This window comes from Criibacterium bergeronii, assembly GCF_001693775.2.
GTDB classification, from domain to species: domain Bacteria; phylum Bacillota; class Clostridia; order Peptostreptococcales; family Filifactoraceae; genus Peptoanaerobacter; species Peptoanaerobacter bergeronii.
In genome coordinates this window covers 143,444-165,945 of record NZ_MBEW02000001.1, presented here as the reverse complement: position 1 = coordinate 165,945, position 22,502 = coordinate 143,444, and the positions used below count along the sequence as shown (strand labels likewise).

Sequence of the window (22,502 nt, the reverse complement as noted above, 5' to 3'; positions counted from 1 at the left end):
GTAAGAGAGGTTTATCCAAATAGATACATAGAATTTTTTAAAGAAGATGGAATGGCAAAAGTTAAAGTGTATGATAAAAACAATGTGGTATTTTAAAAGTTAGTTTGAGCCAACAGAGTGAAAATTCTGTTGGCTTTTTTTGCAAAGAAACGATAAAATTGCCTAATTTAAACAAATATTCAAAAAATTTAATTATATTGACTTTTTTCAAATTATTAAATAATTTAATAGCTGTAATTTTTTAGTTTTGTTATAATGTAAGCTATAAAAGTTTTAAAATATATTATCCTATATATTTACATATGTAAATTTATTATAGAAAAGGTGAAATAATGGCAGAACTAAGATATAACCCACTACTCGATGACTGGACAATGGTAAGTGCAAACCGGTCAAACAGACCTAAGATGCAAAAAAACTGGTGTCCGTTTGACCTAGGCTCAGGAAGAGTGCCTGAGGATTACTAAGTATATGAATATGACAACGACTTTCCTATACTTTCTCAAAATCCATCCGAGCCTGATAATGTAGGCAGTGAGCTATACAAAACAGCACCGTCTTATGGCAAATGTGAAGTAATCCTTTACAGTCCTGAACATACGGGCAAATTACACGAGCAAAGTATTGAGCATATAGAAAAATTAATAGACCTTTGGGTTGAACGTACGAATGTGATGAAAGCAGACGAAAAAATTAAATATATTTTCGTATTTGAAAACAAAGGAAAAGAAGTAGGCACTACTATGCCTCACCCGCATGGGCAAATCTACGGTTATTCAAAAATGCCATTTAGATTAAGACTTGAGCTGGAAAATACCAAAAATTATTATGAAAAAACCGGCAAAAATCTTTTCGACCAAATGTATACAGACGAAAAAAATGTGGCGAAAGAATGATTTTTGAAGACGAATATTTTGCGGTATACATCCCATTTTTTTGCGAATATCCATTCGGTGCATACATTGTAGCCAAAAAAATGTAGGCTTATTCTCAGATTTTGATGAAAAAATGAAAAAGTCCTTTGCAAAAGCTCTAAAGACATTGACAGGCTCATTTGACCTTGTATACGACAGAGATTTCCCATATATGATGTGCGTGTACCAGTATCCGGTAAATTCTCAAAAGTACAAGGACGCAGATAAATATTACAGATTTCATGTGAAATTTTATCCTCCGCTTAGAGGCAAAAATTCTATAAAATACAACGCCAGCTCACAAACTGGTGCATTTGCACATGGAAATCCTATGAAAGTTGAAGAAACTGCACAAGTTCTAAAAGATGCGGTTGAGAGATATACAAAAAATAAATTTTAATTTTATTTAAAAATGGAGTAGATTATGAGTATATTAGTAACAGGAGCAGCAGGCTATATAGGCTCACATACAGTTAAATATTTGCAAGAGCAGGGCGAAGATGTAATAGCAGTAGACAATTTAGCCACAGGGCATAAGGAGAGCCTTGACATAGAAAAATTTTATGAAGTAGATATTAGAGACGAAAAATTAAACGAAGTTTTTGAACAAAATAAAATCGATGCAGTGATACATTTTGCAGCAAATTCACTAGTAGGCGAAAGCATGACTGAGCCATTTAAATATTATCACAACAATGTTTATGGTACACTTATGCTGTTAAACGCTATGTTAAAACATGATGTGAAAAAAATAGTATTTTCTTCATCCGCCGCAACCTATGGCGATGTAAAAAAGATGCCAATAAAAGAAGATGTCTATCCAATGCCGACAAACACATACGGACAGACAAAGCTTGCTATGGAGCAAATGATGAAATGGTTTGACGTAGGCTCAGGTATAAAATATGTGTCACTAAGATATTTTAATGCAGCCGGAGCACATGAAAGCGGGAAAATAGGCGAAGGTCACACCACAGAAACACATTTAATCCCATTAATCTTACAAGTACCACTTGGAAAAAGGCAACACATTTCAATTTTTGGAGACGATTATGATACAAAAGATGGCACTTGTATAAGAGACTATATCCACGTTATGGACCTAGCTAGTGCACATCATAAGGCTTATCAATATTTGATAAAAAATGACCAAAGTCACATAATAAATCTAGGCAGCGGAGAAGGCTATAGCGTAAAAGAAGTAATAGAAACAGCTAGAAAAGTAACAGGATATGAAATTCCAGCAGTAGTAGAGCCAAGAAGAGCCGGAGACCCAGCAAAATTAATCGCCTCTAATCAAAAGGCAAAAGATATTTTAGACTTTACCCTAAAATATGATGATTTGGAAAAAATTATTTCAGATGCGTGGAGATTTCATAGCACACACCCAAATGGATATAAAAAATAAAAAAATGTATGGGCGAACAAAAAAGTTTGTCCATTATATGTTATAATAGGATTTAGATTATGCTTTGTTGGAGCAAACTAAGTTTGCCCACTTGTTTGATTAAATTAATAAATAACTATTTTAGGAGAACACAATGTATCAATTATTTGCACAAAAAGTTTATGACAGTGAGCAGTTAAGACAAACATTGTCAAAAGATGACGCCGTAATTTCAGCTACAGATATTACAAAAGCTACCGGACGTGAAGATGCGTTAGCATATAAGCTTGTTTTAAATCCTGAAAAGCTTGGAATAAATTTAAATACAATAACAGACGGTGACCTAGCTGATGACGAAGAAACATTTTTAGCAAACATGAAAATAAGCGATGATTATGCAAAAAAATTGTGCGAAAGCTTGAATGTAAACTATTCTCTAATAGAAGTGTTTTCTGCAAGATATGACTATGAATCAGAAGAAATTGGCATAGTTTGTTTAGTCTCCATAATGTATATCGAAACAGCTAGAAAAAAACAAAAAGATTTGATGAAGAGACTTTTTGCAAATATTGAGTAAGTTTCGATATTTTTAGATTAGTATGCACTTTTTACTTCAAATAATATGCAAGTTTAAAAAAATATTATTAAATTAGATTGACAATTAGAAAAGAAAATAATATTATTTTAACAATCAAAAACAATCGTTTAACTTGAAGTTATCACAGATTGTTGAAAGTTTATTAGCTAATATCTTAAACAACACAAAGAATTATTTTTTACCATGTATTGAAATTTTTAAGAGCGTTGATTGACATAATAGGAGAGTTTTTGAATAGATTTGCAGTAAAAACAGCAGCGGATAAAGAGGGCAATGACACAGGATTAAAATATGGTTTCTTAAAAGAGTATGATGGATACAAAAGCTTGAAATAAAAAGCTTTTAGTAAATACTAGAATATGAACAATAAAAATGAGGGGGATATAATTTTCTCCTCATTTTTATATTTTATTTAACTCAAACAATAAAAAAACAGATGCTGAGATTAGAAGAAAAATTAATTGTATTTGACGATGTGAAAAATGATACTTGGTATAAAATATAAAAATTAGATAATTGAAAAAAAGTGTGATTTAAAAATTTGTATCTTTTTTTGAATAATTTAGAAAAAAATTCTAAAAATACTTGAAAAAAAATTTAAATAATGTATAATAGTATTTAGTTAGCACTCTATGAAATTGAGTGCTAACATCGAAACAGGTTATAATTAAATAAAAATAGGAGGAAAAAATGAAAATTAGACCATTAGCTGATAGAGTAGTAATAAAAAAATTAGAAGCAGAAGAAAAAACAAAAGGTGGCATAATACTTACAGGTAGTGCCAAGGAACAACCACAAGAGGCAGAAGTTATGGAAGTTGGACCTGGTGGAGTAGTAGACGGAAAAGAAATAAAAATGGAAGTTAAAAAAGGAGACAAAGTCTTATATTCTAAATATGCAGGAACAGAAGTAAAACTAGAAGGTGAAGAATACACTATACTTAGACAAAGTGACATATTAGCAATAGTAGAATAGTAAAAACTTACGATTACCAGTCAATAAAGAACAAAAATTAACATTATTAATATGATTTTTGCTAAATTTAATAAATTGACGTTAAAATAAAAATTGATTAAAAAATAAAATAATTGGAGGCTATAACATGGCAAAAGAATTAAGATTTTCTGAAGATGCTAGAAAATCCCTTGAAAAAGGTGTAAATAAACTTGCAGACGCTGTAAAGGTAACACTAGGACCAAAAGGAAGAAACGTAATACTACAAAAAAGCTTTGGAGCACCATTAATCACTAACGATGGTGTAACAATAGCAAAAGAAATAGAACTTGAAGACGTATACGAAAACATGGGTGCAGAGCTAGTTAAAGAAGTAGCTACAAAGACTAACGACATAGCAGGTGACGGTACTACAACAGCTACTGTACTTGCTCAAGCAATCACAAGAGAGGGACTAAAAAACGTAGCAGCAGGCTCAAACCCAATCCTTCTTAGAAAAGGTATCCAAAAAGCAGTAGATATCGCCGTAGAAAACATCAAGAGCAATTCTAAAAAAATAGAAAACAAAGAATCAATATCCCAAGTAGCATCTATATCAGCAGGAGATGAAGAAGTAGGTAAGCTAATAGCTGATGCTATGGACCAAGTCGGTAAAGATGGCGTTATCACAGTAGAAGAATCTAAATCAATGGAAACCAGCCTTGGAGAAATAGTAGAGGGTATGCAGTTTGACAGAGGCTATGTATCAGCTTACATGGCTACAGACGTAGAAAAAATGGAAGCAGTGCTACAAAACCCATTAATCTTAATCACAGACAAAAAAATCAGCTCAATCCAAGATATCCTACCACTACTTGAACAAATAGTACAGCAAGGTAAAAAATTAGTAATAATCGCAGAAGATATCGAAGGCGAAGCACTTTCTACACTAGTAGTAAATAAATTAAGAGGAACATTTGACGTAGTAGCAGTAAAAGCTCCAGGCTTTGGCGACAGAAGAAAAGAAATGCTACAAGACATAGCTATCTTAACAGGCGGTAAAGTAATATCTGAAGAATTAGGCTATGACATAAAAGAAACTACTATGGAAATGCTAGGCTCTGCTGCAACAGTTAAAGTAACAAAAGAAAACACTACAATAGTTGACGGTGCAGGAGAAAAATCCGCTATAGAAGAAAGAGTAGAACAAATCAAACATCAAATAGAAGAAACTACATCTGAATTTGATAAAGAAAAATTGCAAGAAAGACTAGCAAAATTATCAGGCGGAGTAGCAGTAATCCAAGTCGGAGCAGCTACAGAAACAGAATTAAAAGAAAAGAAATTGAGAATAGAAGACGCACTTAACGCTACAAGAGCAGCAGTAGAAGAAGGTATAGTTGCTGGTGGTGGAGTAGCTCTAATAGAAGCAATGAAAGCAGTAGAAAAAGCACTTGAAAACGAAACAGCTGAAGTGAAAGTCGGTATGCAGATAATCGCCAAGGCTCTTGGAGAACCACTAAAACAAATAGCTATCAATGCTGGACTTGAAGGAGCAGTAATAGTAGAAAATGTTAAAAAATCTGCTACAAACCAAGGCTTTGATGCACTTCATGAAGAATATGTAGATATGATTCAAAAAGGTATCATAGACCCTACTAAGGTCACAAGGTCAGCACTACAAAACGCATCATCAATCGCATCAATACTACTTACTACAGAAGTAGCAGTAGCTGAAATCAAAAAAGAACAACCAGCTATGCCGATGGGCGGCGGAATGCCAGGAATGATGTAAGCTAAATAATTAAAAATAAATTATTTATAAAGAATAAAAATAGATTGCAGACACAAATCGAGTCTGCAATCTATTTTTTATAGTTATATAATATCTGTATTTTTCTCAAATTTATTAGTTTATACTAACTTACTTTGAAAATTATAGTATAAATATTGAAAAGAAATTTGTGTTGCTCTCTGATACAAAAAAATTTATAATGAAAAATAATACTACATTTTCTTATGTAAGTTAGTATAAATACATTCTTTGATAAGTGGGGTAAAAAATACCCGAAAGTTCAACAAAGCCTAGTAGGAAAAGATAATTTGTTTACGTTTATGCTGTTTCCAAGCTCAATCAGGTCAAGCATATATACCAACAACATAACAGAAAATTTCAACAAGCAACTAAAAAGAAAAACTAAGGGTAAGCAGCAGTTTACAAACGAAGCATCCTTGGAAAAACACGTATTTATATATGCAAGCAAATACAGCGGAGCATTTAGCAAAAGGGTTCATAAAGGGTTCAAAACAGCACAGTATGAGTTGACGCAAATGCTAGACGAAATTTAAGGAAAATTTGAGGAGAAATTTTCATCCCCTATAGGGTAGGAAGCACAAGCTCCTCTTGCCTTAATCAGTTAGTTTACTATTCAATTTAAATTTATTTACCACTTGTTTTTACAAGAAATTTAAAAGAGCTTACACAAAAAATTTGACACTCCCTTTAAAATGATATAATATAAATTATATAAGACAATAGTCATATAAATTAATTATAATACACAAACTGGGGGGATATTTTGAAAAAAACAAAGCTAGTTACACTTGCACTTACAGTAGCAACAATTTTATTGGGGTATAGCGTTTCAACAGCAGCCACTTATACCGAGTATGAGATGTATGTAAAAAGACCTTCTAATTTTGCAGGAAATACATATTATACTGGAGCAAAATATGAGCCAGTAACAGGAGCTTACTTAGGATTATTTGCAGAGGGTGACAGGGCAGTGCATGATTGGAATGCAGACTCTTGGGGCTGGTATTTTACAAACGTACCAAAGTTCATGGGCAAAGACCATGCAATGTATATGCTATATATGCCTTATTCATACGATTTTAATCATTATAAATCTCATTATGCTGAGGCAAAAAGACTAGGTAAAGGTATGCAGATTTGTATAGAACCTCAAAATGGATTAGATGAAGTACAAAATGATGAAAAACTACTTGAAATGGCACAGGACGCTAGAGATACGGATATACCTATTTTTCTAAGATTTGCAAATGAATTTAATGACAACGCAAATGCTTGGCATAAAGATGGACCGCAAAAATACATTGAAAAATTTAGATTAGTGGCAGATATAATGCACAAGAATGCGCCAAATGTAGTAATGTGTTGGTGTCCAAATGATTGGCCTATAGCTAGCGAGCATGCTTATTATCCGGGCGACCAATATGTGGATTGGGTTGGAGTATCAAGTTATCCACCATATAATTCATCAAAACAGCCATGGCAGGGAAATACTTGGCTAGATAGATTTAGAGAAGTGTATGATTCTTATAGTGCAAAAAAACCTATCTATATTTCTGAGGGTGCACCTATGGCTAATGCAGAACGTGCCTACAATGTGGATACAACTGATTTAGCTAAACGTGAGATAAGCCGTTTCTACGCATCAGCTAAGAAAAAATATCCAAGACTAAAAGCAATATTTTATTGGGACAATAACCAAGAACTTGGCGCAGGAAATATCAGACATTATAAATTATCTGATAACCCACCTACTTTGAGTGCATATAAAAATGCCATAAAAGATGAATATTATTTATCAAGCATGAATACACAAAGCAAAAATTATTATCAGCTAATTAAATCAGTGAAAATGAATCCGAATAAAGAAGTAGTAACAAGTTTAGTAAATGATGTAAAAAATGATATTTCTAAGGTTGATTATTATATTAATGGCAAATTTGCAGGTCAAGGCACATTTCCAGAATATGATGCAAGTGTAGACTTTACAAATTTTAAAGGAAAGTCCATAACCTTATCAGCAGATTATTTTAATTCAGTTGGAAAAAAGGTAAAAAATATATCATATAAAATTCAAGTTAAAAATTAAAAATTTGTGAAAATAGTTTTATACAATCCTCCAAGATTATTAATATTTGGAGGATTGTATTTTTTAGTTAAAAAAATAACTTATACAAAATTTGTATTAATTTGTAAAACAAAGGGTATAACTGTATTAAGATGATTTCAGAGTATTATTTTTTATATTGAAAGGATACTGATATGAAAGTAAATATTAAAGAAAATTATAAACTTTTCATAGGCGGAGAGTGGAAAGAAGCCTCTAGTGGAGAAACATTGGAGGTTAAAAATCCTGCCACAGGTGAAGTTATATCTCATATAGCACAAGCAACTGAAGAAGATGTAGATGCAGCAGTAAATGCAGCACATACTGCATTTGAAAGCTGGTCAAAAACATCGGTGCAGGAAAGAGCTGATATAGTTTGGAAAATAGGTGACATTATTTACAATAATTTGGAAGAATTAGCTACAATTGAAACCATGGATAATGGGAAACCAATCAGAGAAACAAAGGGAGCAGACTTGCCACTTTCAGCAGACCATTTCCATTATTTCGCAGGAGCACTTAGAGCTGAGGAAGGCTCAGCTACAATGGTAGACGAAAATACTATGAACCTTATACTCCATGAACCAATCGGGGTAGTAGGACAAATAGTGCCATGGAATTTCCCATTTTTGATGGCAGCATGGAAACTTGCACCTGCACTTGCAGCAGGCAATACTGTTGTAATTAAACCATCTTCTTCTACTTCACTTACAATGCTAAGATTGGCAGAATTATTACAAGATGTACTGCCAAAAGGTGTGCTTAATGTAATTACAGGCTCAGGCTCAAAATCCGGAGAATATTTACAAAAACACAAAGGCTTGGATAAATTAGCCTTTACAGGCTCTACAGAAGTTGGCAGAGAAATAGCTCACTCAGCAGCAGAAAATCTTATACCTGCTACATTAGAGCTAGGCGGAAAGAGTGCAAATATAATTTATGATGATGCTGATATAGAAAAAGCTATAGAGGGAATACAGCTTGGCATATTATTTAATCAAGGTCAGGTATGCTCAGCAGGCTCACGCATATTTGTGCAAGAAGGCATATATGACAGCTTTGTAGCGAAATTAAAAGAGGCTTTTGAAAAAGTTGTTGTTGGCGACCCACTTGATGAAAAAACTCAACTTGGAGCACAAATTAATAAATCACAGCATAAAAAAGTTTTGGATTATGTAGAAATAGGTCTTAAAGAAGGAGCTAAGCTTTTAACTGGAGGTAAAGCCTACACAGAAAACGGATGTGACAAGGGTGTATTTATGCAGCCTACACTATTTGTTGACGTAGATAACAAAATGAGAATAGCACAGGAAGAAATCTTCGGACCAGTTGGTGCAATAATCAAATTTAAGGACATGGAAGATGTAGTTGCTATGGCTAATGACTCAGTTTATGGACTTGGAGGAGGAGTTTGGACCAAAGATATCAAGAGAGCTATAAAAACAGCTAGAGGCATAAGGACGGGACGTATTTGGATTAACACTTACAATACTTTCCCAGCTGGGGCTACATTTGGTGGATATAAACAGTCAGGTATAGGCAGAGAAACTCATAAGGTAATGCTTGAGCACTATAGCCAAATGAAAAATATCATTATAAATCTAAGCGATAGCAAAGCAGGAATGTATTAAAATTTTAATAAAAAGTAAAAAAATACACTCATGAAAAATTATTTCGTGAGTGTATTTTTAATTTTCTAAAAATAAGAGAAAAAATAGAAAATCTATTCTTTCTCTTTTGTAGGAAAATATAAATAGTTACTTATCCTCTTTAAGTATAAGTTCTTTTCTTTTATCTGCGATTTTTAATGTTCCGATTACAAAAAGCACAGCAAAGATTATACCTACTACATAGCTAACTGAGTATACATCAGGAGCACCGGCTTGTTGTAGACCTAGTAAAGACTCTAGGTTTAAGCCGATTGGAGCGTGAGATATAAAGCTCATCACTATAAATGAATAAAAAGCACCCGGAATTAAAGTCATCAGATAATTTTTTCCATGTGTCTTTAAATATACAGTGATAAATGCTAGAGCAAAGACAGCTACAAATTGGTTAGTAAATCCAAAATATCTCCAAAGTAAATTAAATCCGCCTTTATTACTTTTTGCAAAGAACAATATTAAAATTGCAGGTATAAATATCAAAGATGAAAGCATAAGTCTGTTTTTAGCCTTCCTTTGGTCGATATTAAACTGCTCTGCAAATATAAGTCTTAGTGACCTAAAACAAGTATCGCCAGAGGTTATAGGAAGAACTATAACACCTACTATAGCAAGTAAACCGCCAACATTTCCCATGAAATGTCTAGAGATTATACCGACCATAGGTGTTGCGCCTGTAGCAAAAGCCTCTGCACCTTTTGTTTGAGCTAATAAATTAAATAAAACTATAGCACCGCCTGCCCAGCACATAGCTATAAATCCTTCAGCAAGCATCATATTGTAAAAAGTTTTCTTTCCTTCTCTTTCGTTGCCGACAGTTCTTGATATTAAAGTAGCTTGAGAACCATGAAAACCTGACATGATGCCACAGGCAACTGTAATGAAAAATGCAGGGATAAACATTTGTCCGGTAGGGTGAATATCAAATAATCCAAGTAGTGGACTTTGAGTTAGAGCGTGCAGTCCTGCACCACCGCTGAGCAGAATTCCACCGAATATTCCTAGAGCTGAAATAATCAAAAAAGCACCAAATATCGGATAAATTCTGCCGATTATTGCATCAATTGGGAATAGAGTAGCAAGTAAATAGTATAAAAAAATAAATCCATAAACTACCCAAATAATTGATGAAGAGGCATCCTTTTTCATTATATCCCCTACAATCAAATCTCCGGGAGTATAAACAAAAACAACGCCAGTTAATAGTAAAAGTAAGGTTATAACAACGTTATAAAATTTTTTGACCCCAGGACCAAGATACTTATTGATTAAGTTAGGTATCTGAGCTCCACCATTTCTCATTGAAATCATACCGATAAAATAGTCATGCACAGAACCGGCAAGCACACATCCGATTGGAATAGTCAAGAATGCGATTGGACCGAATAATATACCTTGGATTGGTCCGAGTACAGGCCCTGTACCTGCAATATTAAGTAATTCTACCAGTTCATTTTTCCATGACCTCATGACTACATAGTCAACTCCGTCCGCCTTGGTATTAGCTGGGGTAGGTCTGTCATCCGGTCCGAAAACTTTGTCGACATAGTTTCCGTATAGATAGCCGCCTACTATAAGGATAGCTATACCTATTAGAAATAAAACCAATTTAAATCATCTCCTTGTAGGTTTATTAAAAATTATGATTACACATAGAAATAGTACCCCAAAAATTAAATTATAAAAAAATATGAAAAATTTGTGAAAATTTTTTATTCATTTTGAATAAAAAAATGCAAATTAAAAGAACACATGAGCATTGTGCCCTTTTAGTTTAAATAATTGCAAGCTTAGTGTTTAGTTGCTAAGCACTAATTGTGCAATATGTTTTGCACTATCGGTTTTTTTATTTTTTCTAAGGGATTTTTTTATAATTTCCATTTTATGTTCATCATACATCAAACTTTTTACTAATACAGGCAAAGGATAATACTTACTTGGAGCTTCGCCTAGCTGATTATTTAATATGAAGTCCTTATTTCCCTCTTCTTGTCCGGGAATATAATATGGCACTATCATTGGTACTTCGTAGTATAAACATTCGGTAAGGGTAAGTCCTCCAGGTTTTGTGATGGCTACGTCAGCTATTTTATAAAAATCGTTCATCCTATCTGTAAATCCAATCACTAGCGTTTTATTTAATGGTGGGTTATTATTTAGTTTTTCGTCTAGGGCTTCTTTTAGGGATTCATTTCTGCCGCAGATTACGATTATATTTATGCTGACATCAAGGTTTTCTATTTGTTTAAGTGTCTTGGTTATTTTTCCTGCACCAAAGCTACCGCCCATTATTAATACTGTAAAGTCATCGTTTAGATTGTAAGCACTTTTTAATACGGATTTTTCTACGGACGGTTCATTTTTTACTTGTATAGGTATTCCATAGGGATAAATTTTATTTTTATCAATGCCTTCGTTTTGCATCAACATAGATGTATCTTCATGAGCTACTATGTAGCGGTTTATATACTTTGATAGATAGGATTTATGAGGGGTGTAGTCTGTTATTATGCAGGTGATGGATAATTGGCTGAGATATTTTTTCTTTATATTTGATACTGCTATTGCAGCAAAGGGATGGGTGGTTATGACTTCGTCTAATTGCTCATGTTCTAAAATTTTTAAGATATTTTTTTCCATGTAGGTTACTATAAGGTTTAGGTCAAAGGATTTTCTAACTAGTTTTAAATCTGCTACGTCATATGCTCTACCATATATTTTTGGGGTATATTTTGCAGATGTTTCATAGCCTTGTGATATTATTACATCAAAAAATTTGCCTATATAGCCTAAATCTTTTAATGCGTCTAGTATAATTGGCTTTGCACCTTGGGCTTCCAGCTCACTGGCTATGGCTCTTGCTGCACTGTTATGACCTCCTCCAGTGGAGGCTGTAAGTATTAATATTTTTTTTGACATATTTTCCTCATATATATTCAGTCTTAAACTCTTATTGATTGTAATTATCATAGTTTTATGTTAAAATTGGTGATGATTAATTATATATTAATATGCTGTTTTAATCAAGCGTGCTAATTTTTGTATGCTTTTTATATAATAAAGTTTATGTTTGACTTTTATGCCTAGAGGTGAATAATTGTTTTCTAAGGATGAACTCAAAAAGTTTTTTTTCATAGTTCTTTGTCTTGTAGCGTTTAAGCTGATAGAGAATTATTCATATTTTTTCGGACAATTTAATAAGTTTGTGGGTATTCTTATGCCTTTTGTATGGGGTTTAGCTTTTGCATATATTCTAAATCCTCTAATGATGTTTATTGAAAAAAAGCACAAGGGTATTAATAGGATACTGTCTGTAGTAATAGTATATATTATTTTTGCAAGTATTGTGGCAATTATATTGATTTTCGTAATACCTGTGATTAGTGAGAATATAATTGACCTTTATAATAAGTCGTCTTTATATTTTTCTCAGCTTGAAAAATATTATAATTCTGTGCCTTTTAAAGATATTGTCGTGCGTTATAATTTATTAGAGGTTGTAAAAACACATCTTCAGGATATACTTAGAAGTATTGTTGATTTATCAAATTTAACTGTCACTTCTATACTTGGGGCTACTATTTCGTTGGCTTATGGGCTGTTAAATTTTATTTTAGGTGCATTTGTTTCAATTTATTTTCTATATGATAAGGAAAAATTACTTTCTTACATGAAAAAAGTGATAATAGCTTTGTCAGGAGACAAAAAATCTCAGGCTATTTTGGCATATTTTTCCAAGGTTAATATGTATTTTTACAGCTTTTTAGTAGGCAAATTTATTGATTCGACAATAATAGGGGTTTTATGCTTTATTGGACTTACTGCATTAAAAATCAGGTATGCTGTGCTTTTAAGTATAATTGTCGGAGTATTGAACATGATTCCTTACTTTGGACCGTTTATGGGTGCAGTACCGGCGGTACTTATCACGTTGCTTTATAGTCCTATTCAGGCACTTTGGGTCATAATATTTATTTTGATATTACAGCAATTTGATGGCTGGTATCTAGGACCGACTATACTTGGTAATACTGTAGGGGCATCTCCTTTATTTATCATTTTTTCTATATTAGTCGGTGGTGGATTTTTTGGACCGGTTGGTATGCTTTTGGCTGTACCGTTTTTAAAGAGCTTAGTAACTTTATGGGATGCTTTTTTGGAAAATAAAGAAAAGTTAGAAAAGGTAGAGCAGGATGAATTATAGTGTACCACAATTTTTGCTTGCTTTTGGATTGGCACTTTTTGCCGGTTTGTCTACCGGATTTGGAGGGTTATTTCTTTTAAAAGCAGATAAGACAAATACAAAATTTCTTTCAGCAGCACTAGGGTTTTCTGCCGGTGTCATGATTTATGTTTCTTTATTCCTGAGGGTATTGCGTTTCTGTGCCGATTTATTATGCTACAGGTAGTAAGAAAAGGGCTTTAATGTATGCTTTTTTATCAGGCTTGGCAGAGCCTGCCGGTGCTTTGATAGGGGGACTACTTCTTTTACCTTTTTTAAATAATTTTGTTATGGGAATAGTGTTTTGCATAATCGCAGGTATTATGATTTATATATCTTTTGATGAGCTATTACCATCAGCTGAAAAATATGGGGAGCATCACACTGCACTATATGGTGTTATATAAGGTATGGCTGTAATGGCAATTAGTTTGGTTATTTTAAATTCTTAGGACTGGATTTTAATTTAAATATATTTTTGATTAGGAGAACAAATGGATGCAATTCTACCTGAATATGAAAAACTGGATTTAATACTTGAATTTATTGGTACTTTTGCATTTGCAATTTCAGGTTCGTTAGTAGCTGTCAGAAAAAATATGGATTTAATGGGGGTAGTGGTTTTAGGTATAACTACAGCTGTAGGTGGTGGGATTGTCAGAGATATGATTATAGGGGTGCATCCGCCAAAAACTTTTATGAATACGGATAGCATTCTACTTTCAGCAATTTCTTCTTTAATAATATTTATTTCATGCTATATAAATAAAGAATTTATTAATTCTAAAACCCTAAAAAAATTTGAGAAAGTCAATGCAATATTTGATGCCATCGGTCTTGGTGCGTTTACAGTTACAGGGATTAACAGCGTTATTGTAGCAGGATATGGCAAAAATTATGCACTGATGGTTTTTTGTGGCATTTTAACCGGTGTTGGGGGTGGAGTCCTTAGAGATATATTTGCGGATATAACTCCATTTATATTTAGAGAAGAGGTATATGCCTCAGCGTCATTGGCTGGAGCAATTTTTTACATTTTAACTATGGACTTATTAAATAATAATTATGTAATGATTTTATCAGCGTCTACTGTGTTTTTAATAAGATATTATGCACTTAAAAAAGATTTAAGTCTTCCGAAAATTAAATGATTAGAATTTTAAGGTTAAATTAATATTTTTTTGGTTCTACGTTTAAATCACTGCATTTTATATTCTGTGAAAACGCTTGACAATATTCCTGAAAAAAGTTAAAATATCTTACAGTAAAGTTTCTACATATTAGGTTTTATTTTATTAAAATACTTATATGTAAATGAAAGGAAGAAAATATGTCAGAAAAACAAAAAGTGGGCAGATTACCTAATTTGGTTGAAGCCCTAATACCGATTATTGTAATGGTAATCTTAATGATTTATGTTTTTGGTATTAAAAAAGAAGAAAATTATGATGCTGCACATATGCCACTGATAGTTTCAATCTGTGTTGCTTGTGCTATAGGCGTTTTATGCGGCAGACCGTTTTCTTATCTTCTTGCAGGTATTCTTGAAAGACTAAATGCCACAATGGAAGCTATACTTATACTACTTTGTGTAGGTCTTTTGGTTTCATCTTTTATGATTTCCGGTACAATACCAGCAGTTATCTATTATGGACTTGATTTATTGACACCTCAGTTATTCTTACCGGTTGGTTGTATACTTACGGCTGTAGTAGGTCTTGCGTGCGGTTCTTCTTGGACAGCTACTGCTACAATCGGTATTGCATTTATGACTATAGGCTCCGGTCTTGGAATTAATCCGGCTCTTACAGCAGGTATGGTTATATCAGGTGCATATGTTGGAGATAAATTCTCTCCATTATCAGATACTACTAACTTAGCATCAGCGGTTGCAAATACTGGACTATTTGACCACGTTGCAGCTATGACATCTACTACCGGACCTGTATTTTTAATTTCGCTAGTGCTTTATTTTTTAGTGGGTGTGAACCAAGATGTATCTAACTACGACCCATCTATAGCACTAGGCATTAAAGAATCTATTTCATCAACATTTAACTTAAATCCATTAGTATTATTGCCGATACTAGCAATAATTATAATAATGATACTAAGAGTTCCTGGTCTACCTGGGGTTTTAGCATCTGTTGCAGTTGGTGTATTGTTTGCAGTTGTATTCCAGTCTTCTGACCAATACATAGGAGAACATATAAATGGTTTGGATAAACTATTCAGCATACTTCACTTTGGTCCTACAGTTGAAACTGGAAATGAATTTGTTGATAAAGCCTTAGCAAAAGGTGGTATGGACCATCAGATGTGGACTATAAATCTTATCATACTAGCTGTTGCTTATGGTGGGGCATTGGAAAAATGCGGTACAGTTGAAAGATTATTTGGAAACATCAAAAACAGAATTCATTCTGTATTTGCTCTATTGATTACTACAATGCTTACTTCTATATTCTGTGATGCGTTCATGTGCGACCAATTCTTAGGAATAGGCGTTCCAGCTCCATTATATTCTGATAAATATGATGAGCTTGGTCTTGCTAGAAGTATGTTATCTCGTACATTAGAAGATGCTGGTACATTATGGGCAGTAATGTTCCCTTGGACAGCTTGCGGAGCATATCAAAGTGGTATACTTGGCATGAGCCCATTCGTATACTTCCCATTTGCATTTGTTAATCTGATTAACCCGCTTTATGCTGCAATAACTGCATTATTTGGTAGAAATATTATATGGGCAGATGGTTCTTACACTAATCTTTTAGGTAAAACTAGAATGCTCAAGAAAATACCGGCAGCACCTGAAGAAGAACATAAAATTGCTATGGCAGCTTTAGAAAAAGGTAGAGCAGAAGGCAGAATACCAAAAATTAGTGCATAATATTACGAAAGAATAGTATATGAAAGAAAAAACATTGCCATGGGAAGATTTGCAAGGCAAAAAAATAGTAACAACTATTAAGAGCTTATCAAAACCATGGGTAGAAAAGGGTGCGATTGTCGGTGGCACGTTCTTAATATTCGGTGGCATTTTTACACCGTATAAGATAGGGATAGTCTTAGGGTTATTAATAATTTTAGCTAGGTTGATGAAAAAATATTCCGCTTTTACAACTAGAGGTATGGAGATATTTTATGATATGTTATTTACTTCTAGTCACACGGTAATTGAGTGGAAGGACATTGACGCAGTGACTTATGAAAAAGCTAAGACCAATCCTGACTTGGAGCTAATATATGTGACAAAAGGCGATATCACTAAAAAGTTTTATTTTAAACACAAACAGACTAAGGACATAATAGATTTTGCTAAGAAATGTCATCCTAGTGTAAAAATCTATGATGGCGAAGAATATAGAAAATCTATTAAAAATTCTTAAAGCTTAAATGTAAAAAAGAGCCTATACTTAACGAATTGTTGGGTATAGGCTTTTTTAGATTATAAATTGCCTTTAAATAAAAAGGTACAAGAATTATATATACAATTCTTGTACCTTTTTATGGTTTATTTTAGTTTTTTTGCAACTAGTACATTTAAAGCTTTTTGTTGTACTTTGATTTTTATTGGTAGGGCAGGGCCTTTTTCTCCATCTATACTTACTGCGATGTCAGGGTTTTTACAATCTATTTCAAATTCATGACCTTTAAATACTTCAATTGACGGGGAATTGGATATGTCCTCGTTACGAATTACTTTTAGTAAAAGCTCACCTAAATCTATTGGGTTGGATTCATTTACTACTAATAGCTCAAATATGCCGTCCTTGATTTTTATTTCATCCTCCATAAGTCCGGTCATTGAACCTACGTTACTGCCTGTCAAGACCATGACTAGATAGGCACTTTTGTTGTATTTAACTCCATCTACAGTTATTTCAAAGTCATTTACTTTTATGGTATTTAATTGTGTTATTCCTTGCAGATAATACGCAAGTGGACCTATGCGTTCTTTGATATCTTGTCCGGTTTCAAAGGATATTTGGGCAAATACTCCGGCAGCGATTGAAGATAAAAATAGTTTATCGTTGGCTAAGCCATAGTCAACGTAGTCGGATTTGCCCTCTGCTATTATAGCGGCAGATTGCATTATGTCGTCCGGCATACCTATGTTTAGTGCAAAGTTATTACAAGTGCCGGCACCTAAAACTCCAAGTGGTTTTTTAACATCACTGTCTAGCATAGCTTGGGCAACCATCATTATGGTGCCATCTCCTCCGGCGGCTATTACTATATCATATTCATAGGTTTTAAGTATATCGTTTAGGTCTTTGTATAGCTTGTCGTCAAGTCTTATAGACGTGGTTAGTATGTTTTTTTGGATTAAAATTTCTATTATTTCATCCAAAATTTTAGGTATTTTTCTATTACCTGAATTGGGATTATAAATTAATAATGCTTTTTGATAAGACATTTTTTCTCCTAGAAATTGAAATTTGTTTATGAAAAATGTAAATAATTATATGGAAAAACTTATTTTAAGTGCAAGGTCAATAGCTTTAATTGTCTTATTATCTACGCACCCTATGTATTCTTTTAATCTCTTTTTATCTATTGTGCGGACTTGCTCCATCAAAATTACGGAGTCTTTTTCCAGTCCAAATTCGCCGGCTTTAACGTCTATGTGAGTTGGTAGTTTGGATTTATTTAATTTAGATGTTATAGCTACGATTATAACAGTAGGAGAAAATTTGTTGCCGATATCATTTTGGACTATGACAACCGGTCTTATACCGCCTTGCTCTGAACCTATAACAGGACTAAGGTCAGCATAGTATATATCTCCTCTTTTATAGAGCCTTTTATCATTCATTGGAAACCTCAAAAAAATTCATTTGGATATACCGTACTTAGCTTTTTTTATTTAATATATACTCGTTTCACTCTTGTAATGCTACATAAAGTGTCATAGACGATAGTAGAGGAAAGCTGTGCTAATTTTAAAGTTGAAGCTTTATCATATCCAAATATATATACTTTATCTCCAAGTTCAATTTTTTTTGGCACTCTTACCATGCACTGGTCCATGCAGATTTTGCCCACTATAGTGCCTTTTGTTCCATCTTCAAAAACAACTTCAAAATCTTTACCTGAAATACTTCTTGAAAGACCGTCTGCATAACCTCCGGGTATAGTCGCTATATACTCGTCTTGCTGTGTGGTATATATTCTTGAGTAACCGACATCGCTACCTTTTTTTATTAGTCTTATGTCAATGACATGAGAAATCAGCGTTAGTGTAGGTTTTAAATCGACTTGTTTAGTCTTTCTGTCACTTTCATTGTATCCGTATAAAGCTATGCCAATCCTGACCATATCATATGTGTAGTCGTCAACTAACGATGCGATTGAATTTGCCATGTGCTTTATTCCTAAGTTTACCCCGGATGTCTGTAAATTATCACACATTTTGTTAAAAACTTGGTGTTGTTTTTCAGCGTACTTTGTATTTTCATTTTCGATATCTGAAAAATGTGTATATACTCCTGTAACCTCAATGTTTTTGAGTAAACTTATTTTTTTAATTTCTTCTATGTAATTCTCGTAGTATAAAAAGCCTATTCTAGTCATGCCTGTATCTAGTGCTATATGTATAGATGCTGTTTTATTTAAATTTTCGGCTTGGAGATTTATTTTTTTTGCCAGTTCTAAGCTGTCAACGCTAAAGGTGATGTCTTTTTCTACACATTTGGCGATATCTGTGTCTAAGGGTAAGCCTAACATTAATACAGGTTGCTTGAGTTTAGAGTCTCTTAGCTCAAAAGCCTCGTCAGGGGTTGCGACTGCAAAGTAATCTACATATGGGCTTAGATATTTAGCTACTTCGACTGCTCCGTGTCCATATGCGTTTGCTTTTACGACTGCTAGATATTTTAATGTTGGTTTATTTATTACTCTTTTATATTCATTTAGGTTATGTAGTATATTTTTTAAATTTACTTGTGCGATTAACCTATCTGACTGATACTCCATGACTCCCCTCCAAAAAATTGTAAATTCATTTTAAGATAACATTTCTTCGTCTATTTTTGATGTTTCTTTTGCACCCATAACTCCATGGATAAAGCCGTATGTGCTGTTTATTCTTTTTTGTAAGGTATCTCTGACTATACGTTTTTTCTCTAATTCAGTTCTTATCTTGTCAATTTCATCGAGCAGTGCTTTAAGATTTTTTTCGTCTTGATTTATGTTTTCATAGCAATAGTCAAGCGTTTGTCTTAGTAACTCTAAATTTAAATTTTCTTTTTCTACTCTTAGAGCACTTAAATAGATTTGATTTTGCTCAATTTTATCATTTATTTCAATCATTTTCTCTTTTATGTCATCGAGATGCTCTCCGGCGTGTCTGCTACCGTGTGAGTTTAGTTGGTCTGAAAGATATAATACTTTTGCAGCAAAACGTGACTTTTCCTTTTGCAGGTTGGCAGTTTCTAAAAGTTTGGCTTTTTCTTCTTTTGTAATATCTTCGATATATTTTATCAGGGATTGCATAGAAGGATTGATTGAATATTTTATCATTTCCTTGAAAGGCTTGTAATCAATAAGCATAGGTATAACTGTACCTTTTTTTATTCTTTCAAATAGCTTATTACTTTCGCTTTTGTTTGAAAATCCGAACATATAGTGCAATCTCCTTATAATTCAGTATGAGTATTTATAAAATTTAATGTAAAATTAAAATACACCTAATATATTTTAATTCTAATAAATGTTTTTTTCAAGCTAACTATATAAAGATATATAAATTTAATATAAAGTGTTAACTATAAATTTTTCTAGGATTTTATTGCAGCCATTGACAAATAAAAGGTAGTGCCGTTTTCATTGTCGCTTTCTACCCATATTCTGATTTTGTTTTCATCAGCAATTTTTTTTGCTATTGAAAGCCCAAGACCATAGCCGCCTTTTTCTCTACTTCTAGATTTATCCACTCTATAAAATCTCTCAAATATATATTTTGAGTCCTCTTTACTAATGATGTCGCCTTTATTATTTATGGCAAATTTTATTTTATCCTGCTCTTTTTTCAGGTGGTAGGTTATGGTTGTATTTTCGTAGCTATATTTAAGTGCGTTATCAATCAGTATTGCAAAAATTTGAGATAACTGTTTTTCGTCTGCCTTTGTAAATAAATTTTCTTCAATATCGTCATAGTCCATGGAGATATTTTTTTCGTAAGCAATTGCCTCCATGGATAGAATTTTGGAAACTAAGGTGTCGCTGACGTCTACTTTTTCTAAACTAAGGTTTATTTTTCCGGCGTCAGATTTTGCTAGAAACAGCATTTCCTCAATTAGATTTTTCATGTTTAGAGCCACTTGTTTACTTCCGTTTATCCATTTTTCTTGGTTTTTGATGGTGTCTTGGCTGTTGTTTTCTAGTATGTCCATATTTGCAAGTAAAACTGTAAGAGGGGTCTTTAGTTCATGGGAGGCGTCTGCAATAAATTGTTTCTGTGCATTCCAAGTGGTAGCAACAGGTTTTAAGGCTATGGAGGACAAAATTATACTAATCAGTAAAAATGCTAATAGTGCAAAGCAAAGTGTAAAAAATAGTACCAATAACAAAGATGCCTTTGAGGCGGTTTCTCTAGATATATCCATAAAGGAAATTTTTATAGACTCAGGATTAGCTTTTTTTAAAAATCTTAGGTTCAACGATTTTATTTCGCCGCTGTTAGTTTTATTATTGACAGCTGTTTGGACTGCATGGTTTAAATCATCATCATCTATGGAGACATTGCTCTTGATTAAAGATATGATATTTCCATCTTTCGGGTCAACTGTGGCGATAAATAAAGGGGTGAATTGTATACTCCTAGCCTCAGAGGTGTCTGTCTCTGACATTCTTACAAAATCTGATATGGACATATCAATGATATTTTCCAACTCTCTTAGGTTACGGGACTCTAAAGTTTTGGAGTAAAAAGAAAATATGATGTAAAAGGTTATGCAAAATACTAAAAAAACTAGAAACATATTTATAGCTACAAATTTTATTTTTAATTTTCTAATCATTTAATACTCCGCTTTATTTTCCTTTATAATCTAGCTTATAGCCTACTTTTCTGATGGTTTGGATTGTGACTTTTGATTTTAGAAATGCAAGTTTTTTTCTTAAAAATGATATATAGACCTCTACGTTATTTTCTTCTATATCAGACTCCACGCCCCAAATGTTAACAATTATATCGTCCTTTGTGGCAACCATTTTAGGTCTTGACAGCAAAAAATTCATTATTTTAAATTCTTTGTATCTAAGTGCCATAGAACATTTTGGACCTGTGAGCACTCCTTCGTCAAGATTTAGACTGATGTCACCATAATCTAGTGTGTCAATAACGACCTCACCTTTTCTCCTTGTAACTGCTCTTAACCTTGCTAGTAATTCTTTGGTGTCAAATGGCTTAGTCATATAGTCGTCAGCACCAAAGTCCAGCCCTTTAATTTTATCATCAGTTTGAGAAAGGGCGGTTAGCATTACAATAGGTGTCTCAACTTTTTCATCCCTAAGCTTGCTTAATACTTCAAAGCCATTCATTTTTGGTAACATTACGTCTAAGATTATTGCATCGTAGTTAAATGATGTGGCATAATCGTAGCCGGTTTGACCGTCATAAACAACATCGACAATATATTTTTCCTTTGTTAAAAGCTCTTGTATTGCATCAGCTAGTGCTACTTCGTCCTCAACAATTAGTATGTTCATATAAGACCTCTTGATAAAAAATTAAAATAATAACGCATTTAGACATTTTTAAATATATACACTAAATTTGACGGTTAAAAATATATTTTGATAATTATATAATATTTATTATTTTTGTAAATGTATCTTATATAATATAGTAATCT

24 protein-coding genes are annotated in these 22,502 nt (G+C 33.0%); 15 read left to right on the top strand and 9 right to left on the bottom strand.

Features of this window, described 5'->3' with window-relative positions:
• Positions 1–332 precede the first annotated feature (332 nt).
• From BBG48_RS11410 to BBG48_RS00775, 10 genes are all read left to right on the top strand, one after another.
• A complete protein-coding gene (locus BBG48_RS11410; RefSeq protein ID WP_308593650.1) occupies positions 333–467 on the top strand; it encodes a hypothetical protein in 135 nt (44 codons plus the stop codon).
• Between the two features lie 27 nt (positions 468–494).
• Positions 495–896 (top strand): DUF4931 domain-containing protein, encoded by a 402-nt coding sequence (locus BBG48_RS11405; RefSeq protein ID WP_319946248.1) that lies wholly within the window; start codon positions 495–497, stop codon positions 894–896.
• Positions 897–1,008: 112 nt separating this feature from the next.
• Positions 1,009–1,314 carry a hypothetical protein gene (locus BBG48_RS11400; RefSeq protein WP_308593649.1) on the top strand — a complete coding sequence of 102 codons (306 nt, stop codon included), beginning with the start codon at positions 1,009–1,011 and terminating at the stop codon, positions 1,312–1,314.
• Positions 1,315–1,338: 24 nt separating this feature from the next.
• On the top strand, positions 1,339–2,322 hold the full coding sequence (galE, locus tag BBG48_RS00805; RefSeq protein WP_068911677.1) for a UDP-glucose 4-epimerase GalE: 984 nt from the start codon (positions 1,339–1,341) through the stop codon (positions 2,320–2,322).
• Positions 2,323–2,455: 133 nt separating this feature from the next.
• Complete coding sequence (locus BBG48_RS00800) at positions 2,456–2,878, top strand: hypothetical protein (RefSeq protein WP_068911675.1); 423 nt, start codon at positions 2,456–2,458, stop codon at positions 2,876–2,878.
• Between the two features lie 711 nt (positions 2,879–3,589).
• The gene (gene groES, locus BBG48_RS00795; protein ID WP_068911673.1) at positions 3,590–3,874 is read left to right on the top strand and encodes a co-chaperone GroES; all 285 of its coding nucleotides are present in this window, start codon (positions 3,590–3,592) and stop codon (positions 3,872–3,874) included.
• 127 nt (positions 3,875–4,001) lie between these two features.
• On the top strand, positions 4,002–5,627 hold the full coding sequence (gene groL, locus BBG48_RS00790) for a chaperonin GroEL (protein ID WP_068911672.1): 1,626 nt from the start codon (positions 4,002–4,004) through the stop codon (positions 5,625–5,627).
• Positions 5,628–5,863: 236 nt separating this feature from the next.
• Positions 5,864–6,181 (top strand): transposase, encoded by a 318-nt coding sequence (locus tag BBG48_RS00785; RefSeq protein ID WP_094754332.1) that lies wholly within the window; start codon positions 5,864–5,866, stop codon positions 6,179–6,181.
• A 230-nt stretch (positions 6,182–6,411) separates the two neighbouring features.
• Positions 6,412–7,734, top strand: coding sequence for a glycosyl hydrolase (locus BBG48_RS00780; protein ID WP_068911669.1), 1,323 nt, complete (start codon positions 6,412–6,414; stop codon positions 7,732–7,734).
• A 173-nt stretch (positions 7,735–7,907) separates the two neighbouring features.
• Positions 7,908–9,383, top strand: a complete 1,476-nt coding sequence (locus tag BBG48_RS00775) for an aldehyde dehydrogenase family protein (RefSeq protein ID WP_068911667.1) — start codon at positions 7,908–7,910, stop codon at positions 9,381–9,383.
• Positions 9,384–9,509: 126 nt separating this feature from the next.
• On the opposite strand, the gene BBG48_RS00770 is transcribed toward BBG48_RS00775, so the two are convergent.
• Together BBG48_RS00770 and BBG48_RS00765 are read right to left on the bottom strand one after the other, a co-directional pair.
• Positions 9,510–11,024 carry a carbon starvation CstA family protein gene (locus BBG48_RS00770; RefSeq protein ID WP_068911666.1) on the bottom strand — a complete coding sequence of 505 codons (1,515 nt, stop codon included), beginning with the start codon at positions 11,022–11,024 and terminating at the stop codon, positions 9,510–9,512.
• 189 nt (positions 11,025–11,213) lie between these two features.
• Positions 11,214–12,335 (bottom strand): MGDG synthase family glycosyltransferase, encoded by a 1,122-nt coding sequence (locus BBG48_RS00765; RefSeq protein WP_068911664.1) that lies wholly within the window; start codon positions 12,333–12,335, stop codon positions 11,214–11,216.
• Between the two features lie 178 nt (positions 12,336–12,513).
• Between BBG48_RS00765 and BBG48_RS00760 the strand changes: the two genes are divergently transcribed.
• A complete protein-coding gene (locus tag BBG48_RS00760) occupies positions 12,514–13,620 on the top strand; it encodes an AI-2E family transporter (RefSeq protein ID WP_068911662.1) in 1,107 nt (368 codons plus the stop codon).
• On the opposite strand, the gene BBG48_RS11545 is transcribed toward BBG48_RS00760, so the two are convergent.
• On the bottom strand, positions 13,615–13,761 hold the full coding sequence (locus tag BBG48_RS11545; RefSeq protein WP_330410058.1) for a hypothetical protein: 147 nt from the start codon (positions 13,759–13,761) through the stop codon (positions 13,615–13,617). The genes BBG48_RS00760 and BBG48_RS11545 overlap by 6 nt on opposite strands.
• Before the next feature lie 80 nt (positions 13,762–13,841).
• Here BBG48_RS11545 and BBG48_RS11540 point away from each other — a divergent pair, with 80 nt between their 5' ends.
• From BBG48_RS11540 to BBG48_RS00740, 4 genes are all read left to right on the top strand, one after another.
• Positions 13,842–14,045 carry a ZIP family transporter gene (locus BBG48_RS11540; RefSeq protein WP_068911661.1) on the top strand — a complete coding sequence of 68 codons (204 nt, stop codon included), beginning with the start codon at positions 13,842–13,844 and terminating at the stop codon, positions 14,043–14,045.
• Positions 14,046–14,132: 87 nt separating this feature from the next.
• Positions 14,133–14,789, top strand: coding sequence for a trimeric intracellular cation channel family protein (locus BBG48_RS00750; RefSeq protein ID WP_068911660.1), 657 nt, complete (start codon positions 14,133–14,135; stop codon positions 14,787–14,789).
• A 179-nt stretch (positions 14,790–14,968) separates the two neighbouring features.
• Complete coding sequence (nhaC, locus tag BBG48_RS00745) at positions 14,969–16,531, top strand: Na+/H+ antiporter NhaC (protein WP_068911658.1); 1,563 nt, start codon at positions 14,969–14,971, stop codon at positions 16,529–16,531.
• A 19-nt stretch (positions 16,532–16,550) separates the two neighbouring features.
• Entirely contained in the window at positions 16,551–17,030 is a 480-nt protein-coding gene (locus tag BBG48_RS00740) for a hypothetical protein (protein WP_068911656.1), read from the top strand.
• Positions 17,031–17,155: 125 nt separating this feature from the next.
• On the opposite strand, the gene BBG48_RS00735 is transcribed toward BBG48_RS00740, so the two are convergent.
• The 6 genes from BBG48_RS00735 to BBG48_RS00710 form a co-directional block, all read right to left on the bottom strand.
• On the bottom strand, positions 17,156–18,061 hold the full coding sequence (locus BBG48_RS00735) for a diacylglycerol/lipid kinase family protein (protein ID WP_068911654.1): 906 nt from the start codon (positions 18,059–18,061) through the stop codon (positions 17,156–17,158).
• Between the two features lie 45 nt (positions 18,062–18,106).
• Positions 18,107–18,460 (bottom strand): type II toxin-antitoxin system PemK/MazF family toxin, encoded by a 354-nt coding sequence (locus tag BBG48_RS00730; RefSeq protein ID WP_068911653.1) that lies wholly within the window; start codon positions 18,458–18,460, stop codon positions 18,107–18,109.
• A gap of 47 nt (positions 18,461–18,507) precedes the next feature.
• Positions 18,508–19,620: an alanine racemase gene (alr, locus tag BBG48_RS00725; protein ID WP_068911651.1), complete on the bottom strand. Its 1,113-nt coding sequence runs from the start codon at positions 19,618–19,620 to the stop codon at positions 18,508–18,510.
• Positions 19,621–19,650: 30 nt separating this feature from the next.
• Complete coding sequence (locus BBG48_RS00720) at positions 19,651–20,268, bottom strand: coiled-coil domain-containing protein (RefSeq protein ID WP_068911649.1); 618 nt, start codon at positions 20,266–20,268, stop codon at positions 19,651–19,653.
• A gap of 155 nt (positions 20,269–20,423) precedes the next feature.
• Positions 20,424–21,665, bottom strand: coding sequence for a sensor histidine kinase (locus BBG48_RS00715; RefSeq protein ID WP_068911647.1), 1,242 nt, complete (start codon positions 21,663–21,665; stop codon positions 20,424–20,426).
• A gap of 13 nt (positions 21,666–21,678) precedes the next feature.
• The gene (locus tag BBG48_RS00710) at positions 21,679–22,356 is read right to left on the bottom strand and encodes a response regulator transcription factor (RefSeq protein WP_068911646.1); all 678 of its coding nucleotides are present in this window, start codon (positions 22,354–22,356) and stop codon (positions 21,679–21,681) included.
• Between the last annotated feature and the right edge of the window lie 146 nt (positions 22,357–22,502).